At 66.9% G+C, this 25,113-nt stretch carries 18 protein-coding genes; 7 read left to right on the top strand and 11 right to left on the bottom strand.

Annotated elements, in window-relative coordinates:
• Positions 1-144: 144 nt before the first annotated feature.
• From AB6M95_RS13140 to AB6M95_RS13110, 7 genes are all read right to left on the bottom strand, one after another.
• Complete coding sequence (locus AB6M95_RS13140) at positions 145-1,590, bottom strand: glycosyltransferase (protein WP_371387216.1); 1,446 nt, start codon at positions 1,588-1,590, stop codon at positions 145-147.
• Positions 1,591-1,592: 2 nt separating this feature from the next.
• Entirely contained in the window at positions 1,593-2,666 is a 1,074-nt protein-coding gene (locus tag AB6M95_RS13135) for an NAD-dependent epimerase/dehydratase family protein (RefSeq protein ID WP_371387215.1), read from the bottom strand.
• A gap of 297 nt (positions 2,667-2,963) precedes the next feature.
• Positions 2,964-3,920: a lysylphosphatidylglycerol synthase transmembrane domain-containing protein gene (locus AB6M95_RS13130; protein ID WP_371387214.1), complete on the bottom strand. Its 957-nt coding sequence runs from the start codon at positions 3,918-3,920 to the stop codon at positions 2,964-2,966.
• A gap of 97 nt (positions 3,921-4,017) precedes the next feature.
• Positions 4,018-5,157 (bottom strand): ABC transporter permease, encoded by a 1,140-nt coding sequence (locus tag AB6M95_RS13125; protein ID WP_371387213.1) that lies wholly within the window; start codon positions 5,155-5,157, stop codon positions 4,018-4,020.
• 1 nt (position 5,158) lies between these two features.
• Positions 5,159-7,900: a ribosome-associated ATPase/putative transporter RbbA gene (rbbA, locus tag AB6M95_RS13120; RefSeq protein WP_371387212.1), complete on the bottom strand. Its 2,742-nt coding sequence runs from the start codon at positions 7,898-7,900 to the stop codon at positions 5,159-5,161.
• Positions 7,897-8,976, bottom strand: a complete 1,080-nt coding sequence (locus tag AB6M95_RS13115) for an HlyD family secretion protein (protein ID WP_371387211.1) — start codon at positions 8,974-8,976, stop codon at positions 7,897-7,899. Before AB6M95_RS13115 ends, rbbA begins: the two co-directional genes overlap by 4 nt.
• Positions 8,973-9,623: a TetR/AcrR family transcriptional regulator gene (locus tag AB6M95_RS13110; RefSeq protein WP_371387210.1), complete on the bottom strand. Its 651-nt coding sequence runs from the start codon at positions 9,621-9,623 to the stop codon at positions 8,973-8,975. Before AB6M95_RS13110 ends, AB6M95_RS13115 begins: the two co-directional genes overlap by 4 nt.
• Before the next feature lie 187 nt (positions 9,624-9,810).
• On the opposite strand from AB6M95_RS13110, the gene AB6M95_RS13105 reads away from it, so the two are divergent.
• Positions 9,811-12,522 (top strand): cation-transporting P-type ATPase, encoded by a 2,712-nt coding sequence (locus AB6M95_RS13105; RefSeq protein WP_371387209.1) that lies wholly within the window; start codon positions 9,811-9,813, stop codon positions 12,520-12,522.
• A 199-nt stretch (positions 12,523-12,721) separates the two neighbouring features.
• Positions 12,722-14,752, top strand: coding sequence for a methyl-accepting chemotaxis protein (locus AB6M95_RS13100; protein ID WP_371387208.1), 2,031 nt, complete (start codon positions 12,722-12,724; stop codon positions 14,750-14,752).
• A gap of 79 nt (positions 14,753-14,831) precedes the next feature.
• On the opposite strand, the gene AB6M95_RS13095 is transcribed toward AB6M95_RS13100, so the two are convergent.
• Entirely contained in the window at positions 14,832-15,797 is a 966-nt protein-coding gene (locus AB6M95_RS13095; protein WP_371387207.1) for an ABC transporter substrate-binding protein, read from the bottom strand.
• Between the two features lie 156 nt (positions 15,798-15,953).
• Between AB6M95_RS13095 and AB6M95_RS13090 the strand changes: the two genes are divergently transcribed.
• The 4 genes from AB6M95_RS13090 (at position 15,954) to AB6M95_RS13075 (ending at position 20,678) form a co-directional block, all read left to right on the top strand.
• Entirely contained in the window at positions 15,954-16,700 is a 747-nt protein-coding gene (locus tag AB6M95_RS13090) for a (Fe-S)-binding protein (RefSeq protein ID WP_371387206.1), read from the top strand.
• A 1-nt stretch (position 16,701) separates the two neighbouring features.
• On the top strand, positions 16,702-18,153 hold the full coding sequence (locus AB6M95_RS13085; RefSeq protein ID WP_371387205.1) for a LutB/LldF family L-lactate oxidation iron-sulfur protein: 1,452 nt from the start codon (positions 16,702-16,704) through the stop codon (positions 18,151-18,153).
• Positions 18,146-18,883: a LutC/YkgG family protein gene (locus AB6M95_RS13080; RefSeq protein WP_371387204.1), complete on the top strand. Its 738-nt coding sequence runs from the start codon at positions 18,146-18,148 to the stop codon at positions 18,881-18,883. The genes AB6M95_RS13085 and AB6M95_RS13080 overlap by 8 nt, the downstream gene beginning before the upstream one ends.
• A 406-nt stretch (positions 18,884-19,289) precedes the next feature.
• A complete protein-coding gene (locus AB6M95_RS13075; RefSeq protein WP_371387203.1) occupies positions 19,290-20,678 on the top strand; it encodes a class II fumarate hydratase in 1,389 nt (462 codons plus the stop codon).
• Here AB6M95_RS13075 and AB6M95_RS13070 read toward each other — a convergent pair.
• Positions 20,675-21,268: a LysE family translocator gene (locus AB6M95_RS13070; RefSeq protein ID WP_371387202.1), complete on the bottom strand. Its 594-nt coding sequence runs from the start codon at positions 21,266-21,268 to the stop codon at positions 20,675-20,677. The genes AB6M95_RS13075 and AB6M95_RS13070 overlap by 4 nt on opposite strands.
• Positions 21,269-21,375: 107 nt before the next feature.
• On the opposite strand from AB6M95_RS13070, the gene AB6M95_RS13065 reads away from it, so the two are divergent.
• Positions 21,376-22,740 carry an aminotransferase-like domain-containing protein gene (locus AB6M95_RS13065; protein WP_371387201.1) on the top strand — a complete coding sequence of 455 codons (1,365 nt, stop codon included), beginning with the start codon at positions 21,376-21,378 and terminating at the stop codon, positions 22,738-22,740.
• 606 nt (positions 22,741-23,346) lie between these two features.
• Here AB6M95_RS13065 and AB6M95_RS13060 read toward each other — a convergent pair.
• Positions 23,347-23,988: a DUF2959 domain-containing protein gene (locus AB6M95_RS13060; protein ID WP_371387200.1), complete on the bottom strand. Its 642-nt coding sequence runs from the start codon at positions 23,986-23,988 to the stop codon at positions 23,347-23,349.
• A 66-nt stretch (positions 23,989-24,054) separates the two neighbouring features.
• Entirely contained in the window at positions 24,055-24,948 is an 894-nt protein-coding gene (locus AB6M95_RS13055) for a LysR family transcriptional regulator ArgP (RefSeq protein ID WP_371387199.1), read from the bottom strand.
• Positions 24,949-25,113 lie beyond the last annotated feature (165 nt).

Here is a 25,113-nt window from a genome sequence, read left to right as displayed (position 1 = left end):
TCCAGCCCGGCGGCAGGCCGCGCAGGGGAGCTCCGCCGGATTACGGGGCAGAAACGAGGCCCGCCGGGACGATGGAGCTCCTCCCCGCCGGTCCGGGAGCCCGGCCGCGCGAGGGACGCCCCGCGAAGCGGCCCGGCCCCGCCGCTACTTGAATTTCCTGTACGCCGCCAGGCACATGCGCAGCATGATCATGGCGTTCTTCAGTCGGCCCGTCATCTTGGTCTCGCCGTTGACGCGCTCCATGTAGCGCACGGGCAGGTCCTGGTGCTTGAGGCCTAACCGGGCCGCGCCGAAGATCAGCTCGTAGTCGCCCCAGCGGTCGTTGATGCCCCAACTGCCGAGCAGGTCCTTGAGCCGCAGCCAGTCCTTGCGCCAGAGGACCTTGGTGCCGCACAGGGTGTCGGTGACGGACTGGCTCAGGATATAGGAAAAGAGCATGCTGAACGCCTTGTTGCCGAAGATGTTGGCCAGCCGCATGGCGTCGTCGCGCATGGGGTAGACCGACCGGGTGCCGTTGATGAACTCGCCCTTGCCCAGGGCCATGGCGTTGTAGAACTTGGGCAGGTCCTCGGGCGGCACGGTCAGGTCGCCGTCCAGGATCATGATGATGTCCTGGGTGGCGGCGTTGAAGCCGGTCCAGACGTTCTCGGCCTTGCAGATGCCCGGCCCGTTGACCAGCTTGATGTCCTTGTCCGGGTGCTCCTGCTGCATCCGCCGGATCACGTCCGGGGTGCCGTCCGTGGACTTGTCGTCGCAGAAGATCAGCTCGGTGTGGCGGCCCATGGCCGGGGTGCGCAGCACGGCGGCCTCGATGTTGTCCGCCTCGTCCTTGCACGGCACGATCACGGACACGCCGAAGTCGCCCCTGTCCACCGCCGGAACCGGGCGGGCGACCATGATGTTCATCAGGCACAGGTGGTTGATGACCGGCAGGCCCGCCACGTAGTTGTTGACCAGCTCGGACAGGACCGGGACCTTGTAGGGCGCGAGGATCTTGCGGGTGTGGGCGGTCGGCTCGAACCCGGCCAGGGTGACGAGCTGTTCGATGTGCGCCTTGGAGAGCCAGTTCTGCGGCGTGGACGGGCGCTTCATGCCCCGCCGTTCCGCGAACCGGAGGAGCGGCTTCCAGATGAAGTTGTACCAGGAGATGATCAGCCGGGTCCCGGGATGGCAGGCGCCCTGGAGCCTCTCCAGGGCGGCCTGGACGTCGAACATGTTGTTCACCGCATCCAGGATGAGGATGTAGTCGAACTGTTCGGTGGCCTCGAAATCCTCCGGGGCGCAAGTGTGGAAGGTGAATTCCGGGTGCGCCTTACGTGCCTCTTCGACCAGTTTCGGCGCCGTCTCGATGCCCACGCCGTAGGACGGTTCCGTCCAGGCGAGGTATTGGCCCGCGTCGGCGTTGACCGCGAGCACGCGCTTGCCGGGCTCGACGTAGAACCGGACCATGTCGCGCAGTTTCCGGTAGAGATACCCCTTGGCCCCGGAGAGGTCGCTGATGCGCTCCTCGGCCCGGGCGTCGTAGACGTCGATGTATTCCTGCCGGTGCTCTTTACGGCACCGTTCGTACAGATCGAAGATGGTGGACATGATTACCCCTGCTCTGCGCCCCGGGCGCGCCATCCGTCGATGATCTCCCGGATGATCGCCTCGATGTCGTAGGTGTATTCCCAGTCCGGGTAGTGGGCCTTGAACTTGCGGACGTCGCTGATGTACCAGATGTGGTCGCCGATCCGGTTGTCGTCCATGTAGGTGTAGTTCATCTTCTTGCCGGTGAACTCCTCGCACATGGACATGGCCTCCAGCATGGAGCAGTTGGAGTGCCTGCTGCCGCCCACGTTGTAGACCTCGCCGGGGTGCGGATTCTGGTGGAAGTGCCAGAGCATGTTGACCAGGTCCGAGGAGTGGATGTTGTCGCGGACCTGCTTGCCCTTGTAGCCGAAGACCGAGTAGTGGCGGCCGGTCAGGCAGCAGCGCACCAGGTAGGAGAGGAACCCGTGCAGCTCGGTGCCGGAGTGTCCGCCGCCGGTCAGGCAGCCGCCCCGGAACACGCCCGTGTTCATGCCGAAGTAGCGACCGTATTCCTGGACCAGCAGGTCGGCCGCAGCCTTGGACACGCCGAACAGGGAGTGCGTGCAGCCGTCGATGCTCATGGTTTCGTCGATGCCGTGTTCGGCGAACGGGTGGGACGGGTCCAGCTCCCAGCGGGTCTCCTGCTCGACCAGGGGCAGGTAGTTGGGCGTGTCGCCGTAGACCTTGTTGGTGGAGGTGAACAGGAACGCGGCCTCGGGGCAGTGCTTGCGGGTGGCCTCCAGCAAGACCAGGGTACCCGTGGCGTTCACGGAGAAATCAGTGATCGGCTCGCGCGCCGCCCAGTCGTGGGAGGGCTGGGCCGCGGTGTGGATCACGGCGCTGATGTCGGTGGAATATTTTGCGAAAAGCTCGTCAACGGCCTTCTCGTCGCGGATGTCGATCGCGGCATGGGAGTATCGGGGAAGGTCGTGTTCCAGCTTGAGCTGGCTCCAGTGGGTGGACGCCTCCTCGCCGAAGAAATACGAGCGCATGTTGTTGTCCACGCCGACCACGTCGAATCCCTTGGCGGCGTAGAAACGGACCGTCTCCGAGCCGATGAGGCCGCACGAGCCGGTTACGATGATGACTGCCATGTATGTTGCTCCTTGAATCCGTCAGTTGCCGAAAGATTGCCGTCCCGAATCAATGTTCGAGGGGTTCGGGCCGCCGCGCAGGGCCTTGAGAGGCCGGGGGGAAAACGCGCCGGAACGCCCCGGATCGGGATGCGGTCAACCGTCGTCTGCTTTCGGAATAGTTGTGAAAAATAGTTTTCCCGGGAGTTGTATATAAAAAAAATTGATTCACCCCAAATTGCCGTTTCTGTCAAGGCAAAAGCCGTTTCCGGATCGTCCGGCAATGGCGGGAATGCGGCCGAAAAACCCCGGTCGGTCTCAGGGTTCGGGCTCCGTTCCGCGCACGTGGAGCAGCTCCCGCGAATGCCCGGCCGTGGCCAGGACGGCGAGCCCCATGAGGGTGGGCGGGATGAAGTTGTAGGCCCGGACGGTCAGGGCGATGGCCAGGGCGTCGGTCTTGGGCAGGCCGCCCAGGGCGAGGACGGCGACCATGGCCCCTTCGGTCATGCCGATGCCCCCGGGCAGGCCGGGCACGGTCAGCCCCAGATAGACCGCACCGTATACGCCCAGCAGCTGGGCCACGCTGAGGTCCATGCCCATCAGCCAGATGGGGATGAGCCCCAGGTAGAAGAAATTGCAGACCCACAGGACCAGCGTGGAGCCCAGCGGCTTGACCAGCACCCGGCCCTGCATGGCCTGGCGGACGGCGGCGGTCCCCAGGCGCACGAAGCGGCGCACCGGCTCACTGGGGATGCGCGCCAGGTGAAGCCCCTCCGGCGGAATGCGGCGGGCCGCGACGGCCAGCACCGCCCAGCCCGCGACCACGGCCAGGATCAGCGGCAGCGCGTACGTTCCCAGGCCGAAGGCCAGGGCCACGGCCAGCCCGGTCAGGGCCAGGATGTTCACGTCCAGAAACCGTTCCAGAAAGATGATGCCCATGGACTGGGAGAAGCCCAGGGGGGACTTGCGCTTGAAATAGGCGGCCTTGGCGAACTCGCCCAGCTTGGTCGGCAGGACGTTGTTGAGGGCCAGGGCGAGGAGGGTCCCCAACACCCCGAGGGCGACCGTCAGCCGCCCTTCCGAAAGCTGGCTCAGGCGCAGCCCCATGAACGCGTAGATGGGCAAGGTCGAGGCCAGAACACCCAGCGCCCTGAGCGGCGAATAGTGCGAAAAGGTGTCCGCCAGCACCGGCCAGTCCACGTCCGTGCAGAGATAATACAGGCAGACGGCCAGAATGGCCAACTGCACGAGGATGAAGAGGATGCGTATTTTCATGGTCTTTTCCGGCGGTCCCGATGAATTCCCGTACTTATGCCCTTCGGCGCTGTTTGGCAAATGCGCGGCGGGGTCCCCTGTCCGGCGTCCGGCCCGGTCAGTGCAGGGAGCTGATCATCCGCCGCAGCCGCCGGTGAGCGAACCAGAAGAAGAACCCGCCGATCCCGGCCATGCCCAGGAAGTCCGGCCAGATGACCGAGGGGCCCGCGCCCCGGAAGAGGATGGCCTGGGCCAGGGAGACGTAGTGGGTGGTCGGGGCCAGGGACATGACCCACTGGATGGTCTGGGGCATGCTCTCGCGCGGGGTGGTTCCGCCGGACAGGATCTCCAGGGGCAGGAGGACCAGGATGGCCAGCAGGCCGAACTGGGGCATGGTCCGGGCCAGGGTGGCCATGTAGATGCCGACGGAGGCCGCGGCGAACAGATAGAGCAGGGTGCAGCAGCCGAACAGCAGGGTCGAGCCGTTCAGGGTCACGCCGAGCACGCCCTGGACCATGACGTGGAGCGAGACGGACGAGGCCGCCAGGACCACCAGCCCCATGGACCAGACCTTGGAGATCATGATCTCCAGCGGGGTCACGGGCATGACCAGGAGGTGCTCGATGGTTCCGTGCTCGTTCTCGCGGATGAGCGCCGCCCCGGTCAGCAGGATGCCGAGCAGGGTGATGTTGTTGACGATGGAGTTGATGGCCGCGAACCAGAACTGGCTGACGTTCGGATTGAAGAAGACCCGGATGTTCAGCTTGACGGGCACGGCCGCCGAGGACTGGTAGCGCTGCGCCCAGGCCCGGATTTCCCCGTCCACGATGTTCTCCAGGTAGACCGTTCCGGTCTGGGCCTGGGACAGCCGCGTGGCGTCCACGTTGAGCTGGAGGTCCGGGGCGCGCCCGGCGACGACGTCCCGCTGGAAGTCGGGCGGGATGTCCAGGACGAAGGTGTACCGCCCGGAGTCCATGCCCTTGTCCATCTCGGCCAGGCCGATGAGCTCGGGCGGCATGAACTGCGGCGGGTGCAGGGCCGCGATGATCCGGCCGGACAGCTGGGAACGGTCCTCGTCCACCACGGCCACGGAGGCCCGGTTCAGGGACTCGGGCTTGGCCTTGGCGTCGGAGTAGACCGTGCCCGTGAACATGAACAGGATCAGGAAGAGCATGGCCCTGTCGTGGAGCAGGCTACGGAATTCCTTGACCCCCAGCGTGTAGATGTTGGACAGGCTGCCGAACAGCGCACCGCGCATCCTAGGCCCCCTGTTTCCTGAGGATGAGCACGCTCAGGATCGTGGTCACGGGGATGGCGGCCAGCAGCGGCCAGAAGAATCCGGCCAGTTCGGCCTGGCCCAGCCCCTTGGAAAAGGCCCCTTCGCTGATGAGCAGGTAGTAGGTGGTCGGGTACAGGGACCCGACCAGGCGGCCCGCCCCCTCCAGGGTGGAGACCGGGTCGAGGAGCCCGGAAAACTGGATGGCCGGGAGCAGGGTGAAGATGGCCGTGCCCGCGATGGCCGCCACCTGGCTCGACGTCAGGGTCGAGGCGAGCAGCCCCAGGCCGGTGGTGGCCACCACGTAGACCAGCGCGCCCAGGATCAGGGTGGGCAGGCTGCCGGTGAACGGCACCCGGAACAGGGTCACGGCCAGGATGAACATGAACGCGAAATTGATCAACGAGAGCACGATGTAGGGCAGCTGCTTGCCCACCAGGAACTCGAACTTGGTCACCGGCGTGGTGTACACGTTGAGGATGGAGCCCATCTCCTTTTCACGGACCACGCCGAGCGCGGTGAGCATGGACGGGATGAACACCAGGAGCAGGGGGATGACCTTGGGGACCATGGCGATGATGCTCTTGACCTCCGGGTTGTAGCGGTAGCGCACCTGCATGCCGTAGAGGGAGGCCGCGCCGCCGGACCGGGCCGCCAGCCGGGACAGGTACTGGTTGTGCACGCCCTGGACATAGCCCCGGGCGATCTCGGCCCGGCTCGGCATGGCCCCGTCGATCCAGGCCCCGACCTCGGGAACGTCGCCCCGGTCCAGGTCGCGGCCGAAGTCCGGCGGGATCTGGACGACCGCGGACAGCTCGCCCGCGATCATGCGCCGGTCCATCTCCGCCGGGCCCGACACCGGGGCCTTGGGCGAAAAGTAGCGCGACCCCTCGTATTCCAGAATATAGCTCTGGCTGGCCGTGGTCTGGTCCTGGTCCAGGGCGGCGAAGGACAGGTCCTCCACGTCCAGGTTGATGCCGTAGCCCATGACCAGCATGAGGATGAGCGTGCCGAACAGGGCCATGCCCAGCCGGATGGGGTCGCGCTTGAGCTCCATGGACTCGCGGATGGAGAAGCTGAGCAGCCGGGGCAGGCTGAACCGGGGGTGGGCCACGCCCTTTTTCCCCGGCTCTTGGACCGTGAAGGTCCCCTCCCCTTCACCGGCCTCGGCCGTCTCGCCCGCGGCCTCCTGCAGGTAGGCGATGAAGGCCTCTTCCAAGGTCCCGGCCCGGCGCTTCTCGCGCAGGGCCTCGGGGGTGTCCGTGTCCAAAATCCTGCCCGCGTGCATCAGGGCCACCCGGTCGCAGCGCGAGGCCTCGTTCATGAAGTGGGTGGTGATGAAGATGGTCACCCCGTCCCGGCGCGACAGATCGATGATCAGCTCCCAGAACCCGTCGCGGGCCACGGGGTCCACGCCCGAGGTGGGCTCGTCCAGGATGAGCACGTCGGGCCGGTGGAGCACGGCCACGGCCAGTTGCAGCCGCTGCCGGATACCCAGGGGCAGGTCGTCGGGCAGGTCGTCCGCGTAGCGCGACAGGCCGAAGCGCTCCTCGAGTTCGCCGACGCGCCGGACGGCCTCGTCCGGGGGCAGGTGGAAGAGCCGGGCGTGCAGCTCCAGGTTGCGGCGCACGGACAGCTCGCCGTACAGGGAGAATGCCTGGGACATGTAGCCCACGCGCCGCCGGGTGGCCATGTTCCGGGCGTCCAGCTTGCGGCCCAGGAGCCGGGCCTCGCCCCGGGTCGGTTCGAGCAGGCCGGTGAGCATCTTCATGGTCGTGGACTTGCCGCAGCCGTTGGAGCCGATGAAGCCGAATATCTCGCCCCGGTCCACGGACAGGTTGACGTCGTCCACGGCGGTGAAGTTCCCGAAGCGCATGGTCAGGCCGGAGGCCTCGATGACCGTCTCGCCCTTGTCCAGCGGCGGTATCCGCAGTTCGTGGTGGCCGCGCTTGCGCTCCTCGGGCAGCAGGGCCAGGAACGCCCCCTCAAGGCCCTCGGCCCCGGTGCGCTTGAGCAGCTCCGCCGGGGTCCCCTCGGCCAGCTTCCGGCCGTCGTCCACGGCCACCAGCCAGTCGAACCGCTCGGCCTCCTCCATGTAGGCCGTGGCGACGAGCACGCTCATGGACGGCCGCCCGGCCCGGATGCGTTCGATGAGCTCCCAGAACTGCCGCCGGGAGAGCGGGTCCACGCCGGTGGTCGGCTCGTCCAGGATGAGCAGGTCCGGGTCGTGGACCAGGGCGCAGCACAGGCTGAGCTTCTGTTTCATGCCGCCGGAGAGCTTGCGCGCGGGCCGGTCCGCGAAATCGCTCATGCCCGTGCTGCGCAGCAGGTCTCGGATGCGCCGGTCGCGCTCGGTCCGGGACTGGCCGAACAGGCGGCCGAAAAAATCGATGTTCTCCCGCACGGACAGGGTCGGGTAGAGGTTCCTGCCCAACCCCTGGGGCATGTAGGCGATGCGCGGGAACAGGGCCTCGCGGTGGCGCTTGGCGCGCATGTCGCCGCCGAGCACCAAAATCTCGCCCGCCTGGATCCTGCGCGCTCCGGCCATGAGCCCGAGCCAGGTGGACTTGCCCACCCCGTCCGGGCCGATGAAGCCGACCATCTTCCCGGCGGGCAGCTCCAGGGAGACGTTGTCGGCGGCCAGGGTACCGCCGTAGCGATGGGTCACGGAGTTCAGCCGGACGACGGGATCCGGGCGGTCCGCGACGCTCGGCGCGGGACTCACTTCCTCTCCTCCGGGAGCTTCACGGCCAGCCGGTCGGGCCATTGGGCGTCGTGGTCGATGCGCACCCAGGCCACGCCGGGCAGGCCGGTCTTGACGTACCGGGCGTAGCGCCGGAGCAGGTCCGGGTCGATGCGGGCCTTGATCCGGAACATGAGCTTCTGGCGCTCGTCACGGGTCTCCACGGACTTGGGCGTGAACTGGGCCACGCTGGCCACGTAGGAAATCCGGGCCGGGATGATGTATTGGGGCGCGGCGTCCAGGACGATGCGCGCCTCGCCGCCCATGGCCGTTCGGCCCGCCTGGACCTCGGGCAGGAAGAAAGTCATGTACACGTCGCCCAGGTCCACCAGGCTGACCACCTTGCCCCCGGACGCGACCACCTCGCCGGATTCGACCACGCGGTACTGGACCCGGCCCGCCTTGGGCGCGCGCAGGATGCCGTCCTTGAGGACCTGTTCCAACCGGTCGACCACGGCCTGGGCCGCGTTGATGTTCGCCTCGGCCTGGGCCACCAGGGCCTTGGACGCCTCGGCCGCCGCCTCGGCCGCCCTGACCTGGGCCTGGGCCGCGCGCCAGGCCGCCTGGGCCGTGCGCAGGTCGCCCCGGCTGTTGTCAGCGTCCTGCTGGGAGACCACCCCGCTCCGGACCAGGGCCTGGATGCGCTTGTCGCTCTTGCGCGCCACGTCGAGGACGCTCTGCTGCCGGGCCAGGTCGGCCTGGGCCGAGGCCACCTCGGCCTGACGCTGAAAAACCTGGGCCTTGGCCGTCTCCAGGGCGCTCCCGGCCTTGGCCAGGTCGGCCCTGGCCCCGGCCACCTGGGCCTGTTCGGTCCGCATGTCCATGCGGGCCACCACGTCGCCCGCCTGGACGTAGTCGCCCTCGTTCACCAGGACCTCGGCCACCTTGCCGCCCCATTTGGCGGCCACATCGATCTCCGTGGCCTCGATGCGGCCGTTGCCCTCGGCGAACCCGGCTTCGGTGACGTCGCGGTTGAGCCAGTACCAGACCCCGGCCCCGCCGCCCAGGACGATCAGAATGAGCATGCCCGTCAGCAACGGGCCGAACTTGCGCTTCATGGGACCACCTCGCAGGTGTCGCATTGGACGCCCGCCTGTTCACGGCGTCCGTCAATATGGGTGATATAGTCTTCGAAAATCTTCCAGTTGGTCCCGGCCTGGACGGCCATGTCCACGCGACACAGCCCCCGCCCGGCCAGGATGGCGAGGGAGGAGAACAGCCCGAGAAAGGCGGTGAACAGCCCCTCGGGCGTCTCGTCGGCCCGGATGCGCCCGTCGGCCTGGCCCCGGCGGACGACCCCGGCCACCTCGGCCGCGAACGCATCGAGGTGGCGGCTCAGCAGCTCGCCCAGGGAGGGCTCCTCCAGCCAGAGCAGGTCGGAATAGAAGAGCACCGGCACGGCCGGATGCCGCTCGAACAGGCGCACGTGGGAAAAAAAGAGCTCGCGCAGTAGGGGCACCGGTTCGGCGACCTCGCGGAAGGCCCGCTCGCGGCTCTCGGTGTACGAGTCGAGGATGTGGTCCAGCACGGCGGCCAGGATCTCGGTCTTGCCCGCGTAGTGCCGGTACAGGGCCGGGGGCGTGACCCCCACCTGCCGGGCGATGTTCTTGACCGTCAGGGCCGAGATGCCTTCGGAAACCACCAGCTTCAGGGCCGCTTCCGCTATCTGTCCCCTGCGGACGCCATTGTCGAAACGCTTCCTCATATTGTCAGTTAACGTCCATTCACTAAGGAAAGTCAAGATGAGATGGAACGGTCCGGCGGGGCGGAGAAAAACACCCGTCCCGCCGGGGGAACCGAGCCGAACGGCGGACTCGCCTTGACGCGGGCCCCCCTTTGTTTCAGGCTTCAAGATGAGGCCGACCCGAAAAAACACACGGAGCGCGATCCCCATGGAAACCCTATTGAACAAACAGTGGCATCACCTCGAAGGCAGGGAGGCGGCCCGCCTCCTGGGCACGGACCCGGCCCGGGGCCTTGACGCGTTCGAGGTGGAGCGGCGACTCAAGCGATTCGGCGAAAACAGCATCTCCGGCAAGAAGGGGACCTCGGCGCTGATGCGGTTCCTGTCCCAGTTCCACCAGCCCCTGGTCTATATCCTCATCGCGGCCGGGGCGGTCACCGCCTTCCTCGGCGAATGGATAGACGCGGGGGTCATATTCGGCGTGGTCCTGGTCAACGCGGTGGTCGGGCATTTCCAGGAGTCCAAGGCGGTCAGGGCCCTGGACTCCCTGTCCGCCAACCTGAGCGCCGATGCCCGGGTCCTGCGCGCCGGGAAGGCGGTCCGCATCCCGGCCCGGGAGGTGGTCCCCGGCGACGTGGTCCTGCTGCGCTCCGGGGACAAGGTCCCGGCGGACCTGCGCCTGCTCTCGGAAAAGGAACTGCGCATCGACGAATCCATGCTCACGGGCGAATCCCTGCCTGTGGACAAGGACGGCGCCCCCCTGCCCCCGGACACGGTCCTGGCCGAGCGCCTGGGCATGGCCTACGCGGGCACCCTGGTCTCCTCGGGCCAGGGCGCGGGCGTGGCCGTGGCCACGGGCGACCACACCGAGATCGGGCGCATCTCCGGGCTCATCGACGCCGCCGACGAACTCCAGACCCCGCTGACCCGCAAGATAGCCCGGTTCAGCCGCGTGCTCCTCATTGCCATCCTGGGGCTGGCCGCCGTCTCCTTCGTCCTGGGCGTGCTGCGCGACAAGCCCGCGACCGAGATGTTCATGGCAGCCGTGGCCCTGGCCGTGGGGGCCATCCCCGAGGGGCTGCCCGCCGCCGTGACCATCATCCTGGCCCTTGGCGTGTCGCGCATGGCCGGGCGCAAGGCGATCATCCGCAAGCTCCCGGCCGTGGAGACCCTGGGCGGGACCACGGTCATCTGCTCGGACAAGACCGGGACCCTGACCGAGAACCAGATGACCGTGCAGGAGATATACTGCGGAGGACGGGCCTACGCGGTCTCGGGCCAGGGCTACGCCCCGGAGGGGGAGGTGGTTCCGGCGGACGGCGGGGACGGCCCCGGCGAGGCCCTGGCCGAATGCCTGCGGGCCGGGCTGCTGTGCAACGACGCGGCCATCGCCGCCCGCGACGGCCGTCACCGGGTCGAGGGCGACCCCACCGAAGGCGCGCTGCTGGTCTCGGCAGGAAAGTACGGCCTGGACAGGGACCGGGAACGCGACGCATTTCCGAGAGTGGACGAACTGCCCTTCGAGTCCGAATGGCAGTACATGGCCACCCTGCACGACGCGCCGGGCGGCGAGGGCCGCGTGGTCTACCTCAAGGGCGCGGTGGAGAGGGTCCTGGACTGCTGCGGGGAGGCCCTGTCGCCCTCGGGCGCGGTCGGGGCTCTGGACGCCGAGGCCGTGATCCGGGCCCAGCGCGCCATGGCCGAACAGGGGCTGCGCGTCCTGGCCTTCGCCCGCAAGTCGCTGCCCGGCGACGGGCGGCTGGAGCGCTCGGACTCGTGCATGGGCATGGTCTTCCTCGGGCTCCAGGGCATGATCGACCCGCCGCGCAAGGAGGCCGGGGCGGCCATCGCCGCCTGCCTGCACGCCGGGATCAAGGTCAAGATGATCACCGGCGACCACGCCCTGACCGCCCAGGCCATCGGGCTGCGGCTCGGCCTGGGCGGCGCGGATTGCGACGGCGCGGACGGCGGCCTGGGCTGCCCGGTCATGACCGGCCGCGAGATAGCCGAACTGGACGACGCGGAGCTGATCGAGCGGGCGCCCGGCATCCCGGTCTTCGCCCGGGTCTCGCCCGAGCAGAAGCTCCGCCTGGTCACGGCCCTGCAGAAGAACGGCGAGATCTGCGCCATGACCGGCGACGGGGTCAACGACGCCCCGGCCCTGAAGCAGGCGGACATCGGCGTGGCCATGGGGGTGTCCGGCACCGAGGTGGCCAGGGAGGCTGCGGACATGGTCCTGACCGACGACAACTTCGCGACGATCGAGGCCGCCGTGGAGGAGGGGCGCGGCGTGTTCGCCAACCTGGTCAAGTTCATCGCCTGGACCCTGCCCACCAACGCGGGCGAGGGGCTGGTCATCCTGGCGGCCGTCCTGTTCGGCGCGGCCCTGCCCATCCTGCCGGTGCAGATTTTGTGGATCAACATGACCACCGCGGGCTGCCTGGGCATGACCCTCGCCTTCGAGCCCATGGAGCCGGGGATCATGGACCGCCCGCCCCGCCGCCCGGACCGCCCCCTTCTGGGCCGGTCCATCCTGCGCCGCATGGCCGTGGTCAGCCTGCTCCTGCTGGTCTGCGCCTTCGGCATGTTTCAGTGGGAACTGGCGGGCGGGGCGTCCATGGAGGCGGCCCGGACCGTGGCGGTCAACGTCTTCGTGACCATCGAGGCCTTCTACCTGCTCAACGCCCGGTCCTTCACCCGCTCGCCCCTGGCCCTGGGCCTGGGCACCAACAAATGGGTCCTGGGCGGGGTCGGTGTGATGCTGCTCCTCCAGCTTTTCTACACTTACGTCCCGGTCATGCACCGGCTGTTCGCCAGCGCCCCCCTCGGCCCCTGGCAATGGGCCCGGGTCGTCGGCTGCGGTCTGGCCGCCTACGCCGTCGTGGAATTCGACAAGAAGTACGCGTCCCCGGACATCTGACCGGACCGCCCTTCCCCGGCCCGCCGCCGGGAAAACCGTACCGAAACGGTCCACTATATCTATACGAACCATTTATAACCTAAATATAATAGTCCGCGTTTACCTTGATCCTGTATGCAATGGGGCATATGGTGGAAAACCGCCCGCAACGGCTTCCCCGGGCCTCCCCGGCTCAACAACCACGCACCTTGGAGGGCATATGTTCAAGAATCTCAATCTTGGCCTGAAGCTCGGACTCGGCTTCGGGTGCCTGATACTCATTGCCGCCGCCCTGGGCGGCCTGGCCATTTACGACATGCTGGCCGTGGGGGAGGATTCGCGTCAACTTGCCGAGGAATATGTCCCGGAGGTGGCTATCGCCAGCGACCTGGAACGGGCCGTCCTGCTGACCATGTACGCCTTCAGGGGCTATTCCCTGACCGAGTCCGAAGCCTATTGGACCGAAGGGCGCAAGCAGCTTGAAGAGACCGGGGGAATCCTGCGCAAGGCCACGGCCCATGCCGAGAAATATCCCCGTCTGGGCAAACTGAAGCAGGACGCGGAGAAGGCCGGGCAGGGCATCGCCGGCTATGACGGCCTGGTGGGCGAGACCCGCAAGCTGATCACGGCCATGGACGGGAACAGGCAGGTCATGGACGAGTGCGCGGCCATCTGCATGAAGAACTGCCGGGACTTCCTGGACTCGCAGGACCAGGCCCTGGAGCGGGAGATCGCCTCCGACGCGACCATGGATCAGCTCACCGAGCGGCACAGCAAGATCTCCATGGTCCAACAGATCATCGACCTGTGCAACGGCATCCGCATCGGGAACTTCAAGGCCCAGGCCGCCAGGGACCCCGAAGGCATGAAGAGCGCCCTGGAAAGCTTCCCGGTCATACGCGCCAAGTACGAGGCCCTCAAGGTCATCACCCGGAAGCCCGAGAACATCCGCCAACTGGAAGCGACCATGACGTCCGTCGAGAAATACGCCGCCGCCATGCGGAGTTTCACCGATAATTTCGAAGCGCTGAACAAATTGAGCGAACGCCGCAACGCGGCCGGTCAGGCCGTGCTCGACGCGGCCAGAAACTCGGCCACGGCGGGCGTGCAGGCCACCCAGGACCGGGCCGACACCGCCGTTGCCGCCATGGGCGCCGCGTCCACGATCATGGCCATCGGGCTGGGCATCGCCTTCCTCATCGGGGTCATCCTGGCCTGGGCGCTGACGCGCATGATCACCCGGCCTATCCTCCAGGGCGTGGACTTCGCCAAGCGCATGAGCCAGGGCGATTTCACCAGCACCCTGGCCATCGACCAGCAGGACGAGATCGGCGTCCTGGCCCAGGCCCTGAACAACATGGTCTCCCGGCTCCAGGCCGTGGTCGCCGACGTGGATTCGGCCACCCACAACGTGGCCGGGGGCAGCGCCGAGCTGTCCGCCTCGTCCCAGTCCCTGTCCCAGGGGGCCACGGAGCAGGCCGCGTCCATCGAGGAGGTCTCCTCCTCCATGGAGCAGATGGCCTCGAACATCAGCCAGAACGCCGAGAACGCCCGCGAAACCGAGGCCCTGGCCTCCAAGGCCGCCACGGACGCCCGCGAGACCGGCGGGGCCGTGGGCCAGACCGTGGAGGCCATGAAGGAAATCGCGGAAAAGATCTCGATCATCGAGGAGATCGCCCGGCAGACCAACCTGCTGGCCCTGAACGCCGCCATCGAGGCCGCCCGCGCCGGCGAGCACGGCAAGGGCTTCGCCGTGGTCGCCGCCGAGGTCCGCAAGCTGGCCGAACGGTCGGGCACGGCCGCGGCCGAGATCAGCGAACTCTCATCAACCAGCGTGGAGGTGGCAGAAAAGGCGGGCAGGATGCTCGGCCAACTGGTCCCGGACATCGAGCGGACCGCCTCCCTGGTCCAGGAGATCACTGCGGCCAGCAACGAGCAGAACGCGGGCGCGACCCAGATCAACCAGGCCATCAACCAGCTCGACACGGTCATTCAGCAGAACGCCTCGGCCTCGGAGGAAATGGCCTCCACCAGCGAGGAGCTGGCCGGTCAGAGCCAGCAGCTCCAGGAGACCATGTCCTTCTTCAAGGTGGGCAACACCGCCCGCAAACCGCGCACCAGCGTCCAGGTGCGCAAGGCCCCGGCGGCCGCCCTTCCGCCGTCCCGGCCGACCCGCGCGCCCGGCGGGCTCGAGGGAGGCCTGGACCTGGACATGGACGACGACGGCGCGAGCGACTTCGAACGCTTCTAGCCCGACCCGGCAACCCCGGAAAAAAGGCCGTCCCTCCTCGAAGGAGGGGCGGCCCTTGTCGTCGGTCCGGCGCCCGCGCCTATTTGTGGATCACGTCGGCTTCCTCGAGGAGCGCCGGAGGAACCACGACGCCCATCTTCTCGGCCGCCGCCGGGTAGATATGGAAGGAGAGCTTCTTCTGGAACTCCACCGGGGTGTCGCCGGGCTTGGCACCCTTCAGGATGCGAATGGCCATGGCCCCGGTCTGGCGGCCGTGCAGGTAGTAGTCGAAGCCCAGCGCGGCGATGGCCCCGCGCGTCACGGAGTCCGTGTCGGCTACAAAGACCGGCGTCTTGCTCCGCCGCCCCACCTTGACGACCACCTCCATGGCCGAGACCACGGTGTTGTCGGTGGGGATGTAGATAGCGTCCACGTTGCCCACCAGGCTGGACGCGGCCTGCTGCACGTCGGCGGAGCTGGTCACGGTCACGGGGACGATCTCGATGCCGCGCGCCTTGGCGGCGACGGTGATCCGCTTCAGGTTGGACACGGAGTTCATCTCGCCCGCGTTGTACAGGAAGCCGAGCCGCTTCATGTCCGGCAGGAACTTGAGGAGCATCTCCACGTGCTTGTCCATGGGCATCTGGTTGGACACGCCGGTCACGTCGCCGCCCGGATGCTCGTAGTTGCTCACCAGCCCGGCCAGCAGCGGATCGGTGATGGCCGTGAAGAGCATGGGCGTGCCCTTGAGGCTGGCGGTCTTGTCATACTGCTTGATCAGGGCCTGGGCGTTGGGGGTGGCGATGGCCACGATCATGTCCGGCTTGTCGGCCGCCACCTGGGTGGAGATCTGGTAGGCCATGCTCATGTTGCCCTGGGAGTTGTAGATCTTGTATTCGGCGTCGATGCCGCCGTCCTTGAGCTCGTCCTGGAACCCCTTGAGAACGGCGTCCAGGGCCGGATGCTCGACGAACTGGCTGACGTCGATGAGGACTTTGCCCGCGTGGGCGAGGCCGGCCGTGCCCAGAACGAGCAACACGGCGACAATGCAGAGACAACGTTTCATGAAACCCCCCTCAAAAGGAACAGATGCCGGGACAATCCCGTAATACACGCTAACGTGTCGATTTTTCTATAGCAACATTAAAGGACTTGCAAGTTGGGGACGAAGGGTGCAACATCCGGCACCTGCCACCCTTACCCATATTCCGGATTTTGTAAAATGACCCGACCCACCGTGACCCTTTTCATCCAGTGCCTGGTGGATTCCCTGTCCCCCGAGACCGGGGACGCCATGGTCCGCGTGCTGGAACGGCTCGGCGTGCGCATGCACTACCCCTCTGACCAGACCTGCTGCGGCCAGCCCGCCTTCAATTCCGGGTACCGCAGGGAAGCGGCCAAGGCCGCCCGCCGGTTCCTCGACATTTTTGAAAACAGCGACGCCATCGTCTGCCCGTCCGGCTCCTGCGTGCACATGGTCCGCCACCACTACCTCGACCTCTTCCGCGACGAGCCCGCCCAGCTGGCCCGGGCGCGCACGGTCGCGGACAAGACCTTCGAGTTCACCGAATACCTGGTGGACGTCCTGGGCGTGACCGACCCCGGCGTGCAGCTCGGCTGCCGCTTCGACGGGGCCGTGACCTACCACGACTCCTGCCACCTGTCGCGCGGGCTCGGCATCCGCAGGCAACCCCGCCTGCTCCTGGAGAACACCCCCGGCCTGACCCTCATCGAGATGGACGAGTCCGACCGCTGCTGCGGCTTCGGCGGGACCTTCTCGGTCAAATACCCCGAAATCTCCACGGCCATGGTCGACGACAAGGTCAAGACCATCCTGGATACCGGGGCCGAGGCCGTGGTCGGCTGCGACGTCAGCTGCCTGATGAACATCCGGGGCCGCCTCTCCCGCCTGGGCTCCAACGTCCGCGCCCTGCACATCGCCGAGATCCTGGCCGGGGAGGGCAAATAGCATGAACCAACCGAGCGACAAGACCTATTCCGAGCTGGCCCGCGACGCCATCGGCAACGAGGAGCTGCACGCGGCCATCCGCATGATCCAGGACCGCATCGGCAAGTCGGCCCAGGCCCTGTGGCGCGACGAGATCACCCCGGAACACCGCCGCCTGGCCAAGGAAGCGCGCCTGCGCACCCTGAACAATCTCGACGAGGTACTGGCCGCCCTGGCCGAAAAGATCCGCGCCCGGGGTGGGCACGTCCATTTCGCGGCCACGGCCGAGGACGCCCGCCACTACTGCCTGGAAGTGGCCCGCAAGCACGACGTCAAGCGCGTGGTCAAGGGCAAGTCCATGACCTCGGCCGAGATCGGCGTGGACCCCCTGTTCGAGAGCGAAGGCATCGAGGTGGTCGAGACCGACCTCGGCGAATACATCATCCAGCTGGCCGGGGATACGCCCTCGCACATCATCGCCCCGTGCATCCACATGAACAAGCGCCAGATCGGCAGGCTGTTCCAGGAAAAGCTCGGCATCCCCTACTCCGAGGACCCGCCCACCCTGACCAGGGCCGCCCGCAAGGCCCTGCGCGAAAAGCTTTTGACCGCCGACATGGGCCTGAGCGGCTGCAACATCGCCTGCGCCGAGACCGGGCACGTCTGCCTGGTGTCCAACGAGGGCAACATCCGCATGTCCACGACCATGCCCAAGGTGCACATCGCCCTCATGGGCATGGAACGGGTCACCGCCACCCTGGCCGAGCACGACATGCTCCTGCGCCTGCTGACGCGCGGCGCGGCGGCCCAGAAGGTCTCCACCTACGTCTCCTTCCTGGGCGGCCCCCGCCAGCCCGGCGAGACCGACGGGCCCGAGGAATTCCACCTAGTCATCATCGACAACGGGCGCATGAAGATGCTCGCCGACCCCCGGTTCCGCGAGGTCCTGTCCTGCATCCGCTGCGGCGGCTGCCTGAACATCTGCCCGGTCTACGGACGCATCGGCGGCCACGCCTACAACGGCCCCTACCCCGGCCCCATCGGCGCGGTGGTCATGCCCCTGTTCCAGGGCGTCAACCAACACGCCGACCTCTGCCGGGGCGAGTCCCTGTGCGGCGCGTGCAAGGACATCTGCCCGGTCAACAACGACCTGCCGCGCATGCTCTCGGAACTGCGGCACATGCTCGCCTACGGCGACGAGACCTGGGAGGTCGAACCCCAGGACAGGACCGAGGCGCGGGCCTTCAAGGCCTGGGGCGCGGCCATGTCCTGCCGCACCATCTACAACCTGCTGGTCAAGGCCGGACGCATCGCCCAGGCCCCGTTCGTCAAGAACGGCGCGCTCTCCAAGGGCGTCGGCCCGCTGGCCAAATGGACCGCCACCCGCGACTTCCCGCCCATCGCCAGGAAGACCTTCGCCGAACGATGGAAGACCGACCACGCCAAGCGCATCAACGAGACCGACCATGACTAACGAAGAATACTTCCTCAAGCGCATCCGCAAGGCCCTGGGCCGGAAGAACGCCCCGGACGCGGCCACCCTCTTCTCCAGCCGCCCCCAGGACGAACTGGAAGGGTTGCTCTCGCGCGCCGACCGCAGCCGCGACGAACGGCTCGAACTCCTCGCCCTGCTCCAGCAGGCCGCCACGCCCCTGAACCTCAACGTCCACGTGGCCGAGAACGCCGCTGACGCCGGACGCCGCATCGCGGATCTGGCCTGCGTCTCGGAAACCGAATGGGGCGGCGACAAGCACGTCCTCATCCACGACGACCCCCTACTCCACGGCCTCGACCTGCCCGCGCTCCTGGCCGACGACCCCATCGCCGTGGACGTCGCCCGCTTCAACCCCGGCGAAGACGAGTTCGTGGGCAAACAGCGCCTCCGCGATATCGCCGAAAAGGCCTACATCGGCGTGACCGGCGCGGACTGGTGCGCCGCCGACTGCGCCGCCATCGCCCTGCTCTCCGGCCCCGGCCACGGACGCGCCGTGTCCCTGGTCCCGTCCATCCACATCGCCGTCCTGCCCCTGGACCGCCTCGTGGCCGACCTGCCCGAAGGCTACGCCCTGCTCGAGGCGCACGGCCGACTCCCCGCCTCCTTCACCTTTGTCTCCGGCCCGTCCAAGACCGCCGACATCGAAGCCCAGCTCGTCCACGGCGCGCACGGGCCCAGAGAGATGCACCTGTTCGTCATTACGGGGTAGAGAGGGGCCTCCGGCGGCCCTCCCCGGGGGGGAGCTCCTTGGGAGAGACCAGGGCGCTGCCCTATCGCTGCTGTCGACGGCTCTAAGACCGAGCAAGCTCGGCCTAAGACCCGACGCGGCCCCGCCAGCGGCGTTGGCTACCGTCCCTAAGGGTTCGCGCCCTGCCAAGCTACTCCCACCCGCACGCGTAACAGCCCGTCACCCCGCTTCCGCACGCCCCTGCCGCAGGCACACAAAAAGTTTGGGAGGGTCCAGGGAACCTTTTCCCAAAAGGTTCCCTGGCGGGGTCCGGGGCAGCGCCCCGGCCGCCGGAGGCCTTTTCGGAGGCATCGACAAAAACCAATCCTTGTGTTGAGCGGGCCTCCGTGATGGGCTATCGTGGGCAAAAGCAACCAATGGAGGTCGCATGTTTCGAATCGAGACGGACAGCCTGGGCGAGGTCCGGGTACCGGAAGAGGCGTTGTGGGGCGCGCAGACGCAACGGGCGTTGACGCTGTTCACCATAGACGGCGAGCTGATGCCCAGGGAGATGATCCGGGCGTACGCGATCCTGAAGAAGGGATGCGCCCTGGCCAACGCCGAGGCCGGGAAGCTGGACAAGGAGCGGCGCGACCTGATCGTGGTGGTCTGCGATGAGATCCTGGACAGGCGGCACGCGGACATGTTCCCGCTGCCGGTGTGGATCTCGGGCAGCGGCACGCAGTTCAACATGAACGTGAACGAAGTCATCGCCAACCGCTGCTCGCAGCTGGCGGGCAGGCCCGTCGGCTCCAAGAAGCCGGTCCACCCCAACGACCACGTCAACATGAGTCAGTCAACTAACGATAACTTTCCGACAGTCATGTATATGGCTGTAGCAACTACAATTATTGAACGCTTACTGCCTTCGCTGGCCGCCATGCGGGAGGAGCTTTCGCGCAAGGCCGAGGCCTGGGACGGGATCGTCAAGATCGGGCGCACGCACATGCAGGACGCCACGCCCCTGACCCTGGGCCAGGAGTTTTCCGGGTACGCCGCGATGCTGGAGGACGGCGAGGGCCGGGTCCGGGCGGCGCTCGAGGCCGCGTTCGAACTGACCCTGGGCGGCACGGCGGTGGGCACCGGGGTGAACAGCTGGCCGGGGTTCGCGGAGGCGGCCATCGGGCATATCGCGGCATTGAGCGGGTTGCCGTTCGTTCCGGCCCGGAACCGGTTCGCGGCGCAGGGCAGCCACGACGCGCTGGTGCACGTGTCGTCGGCGCTCAAGACCCTGGCCAATTCCCTGAACAAGATCGCGTCGGACATCCGGCTGCTGTCGTGCGGGCCGCGCGCCGGACTGGGCGAGCTGATCATCCCGGCCAACGAACCGGGTTCGTCGATCATGCCGGGCAAGGTCAACCCGACCCAGTGCGAGGCCCTGACCATGGTCTCGCTCCAGACCATTGCCAACGACCTGGCCGTGACCCTGGGCGGCACGGGCGGGGTGCTGGAGATGAACGTGTACAAGCCGCTGATCGTGCGCAACGTGCTCCACTCGGCGCGTTTGCTCGGCGACGGCATGCACAGCTTCACGGAGCATCTGCTCAAGGGGCTCGAACCCGACCGGGAGCGCATCGCGGCCCACGTGGCCCATTCGCTCATGCTGGTCACGGCCCTGGCCCCGGTGATCGGCTACGACAAGTCGGCCAAGATCGCCCTGCACGCCCACAAGACCGGGCAGAGCCTGCGCGAGGCGGCCCTGGAGCTCGGCTTCGTCACGGCCGAGGAGTTCGACCGGGTGGTCGTGCCCGAGGAGATGATCCGCCCCAAGGGCTAGACGAACAGGGCGTACATGGTCGCCCCGACCATGACCGCCACAAGCACGCAGTTGACCCCGGTGAGCACGGCCCCGGACTTGAGGGTGCGCAGGATGGCCGTCCCGGCCAGCCCCCAGGCCGAGTGGAAGGACACCTGGAAGACCATGAAGGTCAGGACGAAGACGACGACCTGCTGCACCAGCGGCACGGCCGGGTCGGCCAGTTGCGTGAACCCGACCAGGGCCATGGCCCAGCTCTTGGGGTTGAGCGGATGCAGGATGACCCCCTCCCAGAAGGTGAACCGCCGGTTCACCGTGTGGCTGCCCAGCCGCATGGTCAGCAGTTTCCACCCGAGATACAGGATGTAACACGTTCCGCAAACCTTCATGATCATCGAGAGGTTGGGAGAGGTCTGGATGATCTTGCCCAGGCCGAGGGAGACCATGGTGTCCAGGCTGACCGCGCCCACGGTCGCCCCGATCAGGAAGGGGATGGCGGACTTGAAGCCCGTGGTCTGACCGATGCCCATCATGGTCAGGTTGCCCGCGCCGGGCGTGCCGGTCATGACGATGACGAAGAGGACGAAGGCGGCGTATGTTTCCATGTTCATGGCGGTAACTCCCCGGACCGCAGTGCTTTCGGGCGGCCCTGCTGCGATTTTTCGTCCTTAGAGGGGTACGGTTGACTTTGTGTGGAGTCAATGGATATATTGTCTGCATGACAATATACGCACCCGCACTGGCCCGGGGCGAAGGCCCCCTGTACGTGGAATTGGCGGACGCCATCGAACGGGACATCACGGCCGGGACGCTCGCGCCCGGCGAGCGGCTGCCTACGCACCGCGACCTGGCCGACGCGCTGCGGCTGAACGTGTCCACAGTGACTCGCGGCTACCGCGAGGCCGAGAAGCGCGGGCTGGTGTCCGCCACGGTCGGACGCGGCACCTTCGTCACCTCGGACGCGGTGACCAACTCGGCCATGGTCTCCTTCGAGCCGTGCGCGCCCGGCATGCTCGAGCTTGGACTCATCGAGCCGCTCGACCACCTAGACCCGGAAATCTCCGAGGGGTTCCGGCGCATCGCCCGGCGCAAGGACCCGTCCGCGCTGCTGCGCTATTCCGACCCGCGAGGCCAGGCCGAGCACCGGAGGGCGGGCGCGCTCTGGGCCGAACGGTTCGGCGTCCCGGCCAAGGCCGAGGACGTCATCGTCTGCGCCGGGTCCCAACACGCCCTGACCTGCGCCCTTAGCGGGCTGCTGCGGCCCGGCGACCGCGTGGCCGTGGACGCCCTGACCTATCCCGGCCTCAAGACCCTGGCCGCCATGCTCGGCCTGCGACTGGTGTCCATTGCCATGGACGAGCAGGGCATGGTCCCGGCCAGCCTGGACGCGGCCTGCCGCCGCGACGAAATCAAGGCCCTGTACCTCATGCCCGGCGTGCACAACCCCACCACCGTGACCCTGCCCGACGCCTGGCGCAACGACATCGCCCGCCTAGCCGACAGGCACGACCTCATCCTCATCGAGGACGACGCCTACGACCTGACCGACCCCGCCCGCATCGCCCCGGTGGGCAACCGCGTGCCGCACCGCTCCGTGTATATCGCAGGCATGTCCAAATCCCTGGCCGCAGGCCTGCGCGTGGCCTTCACCGTCGCCCCGCAATCCATGCTCAAGCCCCTGGCCCAGGCCGTGCTCAACACCATCTGGATGGCCCCGCCCCTGAATGTGGAACTGACCGCCATGTGGATCACCGACGGCACCGCCGACCGCGTGGTGGCCGCCAAACAGGCCGAAGCCGCCCGCCGCTACATGCTTGCCTGCGATATCCTCGACGGCCTGCGCTTCCACGGCAAATCCACCGGTTTTTTCCTCTGGCTCGAACTGCCCGAACCCTGGACCGGCCACGCCCTGGAGCAGGCCGCCGCCAAACAGGGCGTCAACGTCTTCGGCGCCGAAAAATTCGTGGTCGGCCAAAGCCCCGCCCCCCGCGCCGCCCGCGTCTCGCTCACCGGCACCGAGTCCCTGGACCAGCTGAAGCAGGGGCTGGTGACGCTGCGTGAGATATTGCGGGGACGACCTTAGGGAGAGGGGGGGATGCCTCCGGCGGCCCCTTCGGGGGGACCAGGGCGCTGCCCTGGACCCGGCAGGGAGCAAAGCCCCCTGCACCCCCATGTTCGCTTCGCTCAGGTGCGTGCGGCAAGGAAGGCTGGCAAGGAACGCCTTCCGCCGTGCCGGTTGGCGATTTCGGGCAGAAAAAACGGAACGGACGGCGTGCTTCTTCGCAAAAGGAGCAAGCCGTTTTTTCTGCCCGAAATCGCGGGTTTTTCTTTTATGAAAAGAGATTCCCCCAAAAAGCCTCTTCGCCGCCGTTCGAAAACGCCGCAAAACCAAAATCGCGCGTCCGCGACACCCCGCCAGCGGCGTTGGCTACCGTCCCGAAGTGTTCGCGCCGGACGGCCCTCCGAGGCCCGTGGACGCCCGGCGCGAACACTTCGCGCAACAATCCGCCACCTCGCGCCCACACGCCCCTGCCGAAGGCACACAAAAAGTTTTGGAGGGTCCAGGGAACCTTTTTCAAAAGGTTCCCTGGCCGTCGGAGACGCCCGCCCGGCGAGGGCCCGCCGGAGGCGACCAAAAAAAGGGCCCACAACCATCGGTTGTGGGCCCCTTTATCGTCAGAAGTCGGTGTTATTCCAGGGTCTTGATGAAGGAGTCGGCTTCGGCGATGGATTTGTCCATTTCCTTGATGAGGGAGTCCACGTTGGAGCGGATGGAGGTGAGTTCGCCCTGGAGCGAGGCGATGGCTTTGGCGTTGAGGTTATGCTTGAGGTAGAGGACTTGGTCGTGGAAGGCGTTAAGCACGGGGTGCATTTTCTTTTCGGCGTTGCGCATGGCCTTGATCAGGCCGTTGTATTTCTTTTTGGTGGCGGCCAGTTTCTGTTCGCTGGACCGGCGCAGTTTGGCGTTGGAGTACTGTTTGATTTCGCCGCTCCATTCGTCGAACAGAGCGTTGGCCACGTCTTCTACGGAGTCGATGCGCGCCTTGACGTCGTCCGCCTGGTCCTTGCAGTCCTCGTATTCGTCATTGAGCTTTTCGTAGACTGCCTGGAGCTTGCCGCCGTCGAAGTCGACCACGGACTTGAACTGGTCCAGGGCGGTGGCGAACTGTTCCTTGGCGTCCTTCTGGGATTCCCGGGCCTTCTCGACCCGGTCGGACAGGATCTCGCGCTTGTCGTAGCCCATGGACTCCATGGCGGAATAGTATGTCTTGGAGCAGCCGTAGGCGAAGAAGAGGGTGAGGAGGGACAGAGCCAGGGCGAACCGTTTCATGCGTAACTCCTTGAAGGCGGCGGATGTTTTTCCGGTAAATACAACAAAGGGTCGGGATGGGCAAACTCAGGGGCGCTGGGCGAGCAGGGAGCGCGCGCCGTGGACCAGGGCGTCGGTGAAGGAGGCCAGGCGGGCGGATTCGAGGTTCCAGCACTGCCAGTGCAGGCGCACGGTGAAGACGTGGCCGGGCAGGAGATCGACGAGTTCGCCGCGTTCCAGGTAGGGCGCGGCCTGCTGGTCCGGGAGCATGCCCGACACCCGGCCCGTGGCGATGGCCGGGGCGAACTTTTCGGACGAGGGCAGATAGAAGGGCGACCGCAGGTTGGGCCGCTGGCCCAGGGCCTCGGCCAGCAGGACCTCGTGCATGACGTCCTTGCGATTGAAGACGAGGATGGGAGCCATTTCAACGGCATTCAACACCGCGCCGTTACTGTACCATTTCATTTTGTATGACGGAGTGGCATACAGGCGATAGTCCATGTCGCCGAGGTACTCCACGCGGCAGCCCTGGACCGGTTCGGGGCGGTCCGCGACGCAGCCGAGGACATCCCCGGCCTTGAGGAGCTTGAGGGTCTCGGCCTGGTCGTCCACGGACAGGTCCAGGAGCACGGGTTCGGCGTCGAGGTAGGCGTTGACGGCCGGGAAGAACCAGGTGGCCAAGGAGTCGGCGTTGACGCCCACGGTCATGGTGTCGAACCCGGCGTCGGTCCGGCCGAGCCCGGCGCCCAGGTCCTCTTCAAGGCGCCGTACCTGGCGGTAATGTTTGAGCATGGCCTGCCCGGCAGCGGTGGGCCGGGGCGGCGAGGAACGCACCAGGAGCACGCACCCGGCCTGCTCCTCCAGCAGCTTGACACGCTGGGACACGGCCCCCTGGGTCAGGTGCAGGACCCGCGCCCCTTTCTCGAATCCGCCCTCCCCGACCACGGCGGCAAACGCTTCGATCAACTTGTAATCCAACATGCCCACTCATTAGCATCCCTAATGGACACTGAAAACAATTAGTTTTACACCCACACCTCGCGCCCATACAACATCAATCAACAACAACCAAAACAACCGTTCCCTCTTACCGCGAAGTGGCACCAAAAAGTTTAGGAAAAGGAGGGGATGGGGGTCCGGGGGAAG

Origin of the sequence: Pseudodesulfovibrio karagichevae, assembly GCF_041414475.1 — a bacterium.
Classification (GTDB): Bacteria; Desulfobacterota; Desulfovibrionia; order Desulfovibrionales; family Desulfovibrionaceae; genus Pseudodesulfovibrio; species Pseudodesulfovibrio karagichevae.
The sequence above is the reverse complement of the archived record's forward strand: the minus strand, read 5'-3'. Positions and strand labels throughout refer to the sequence as shown.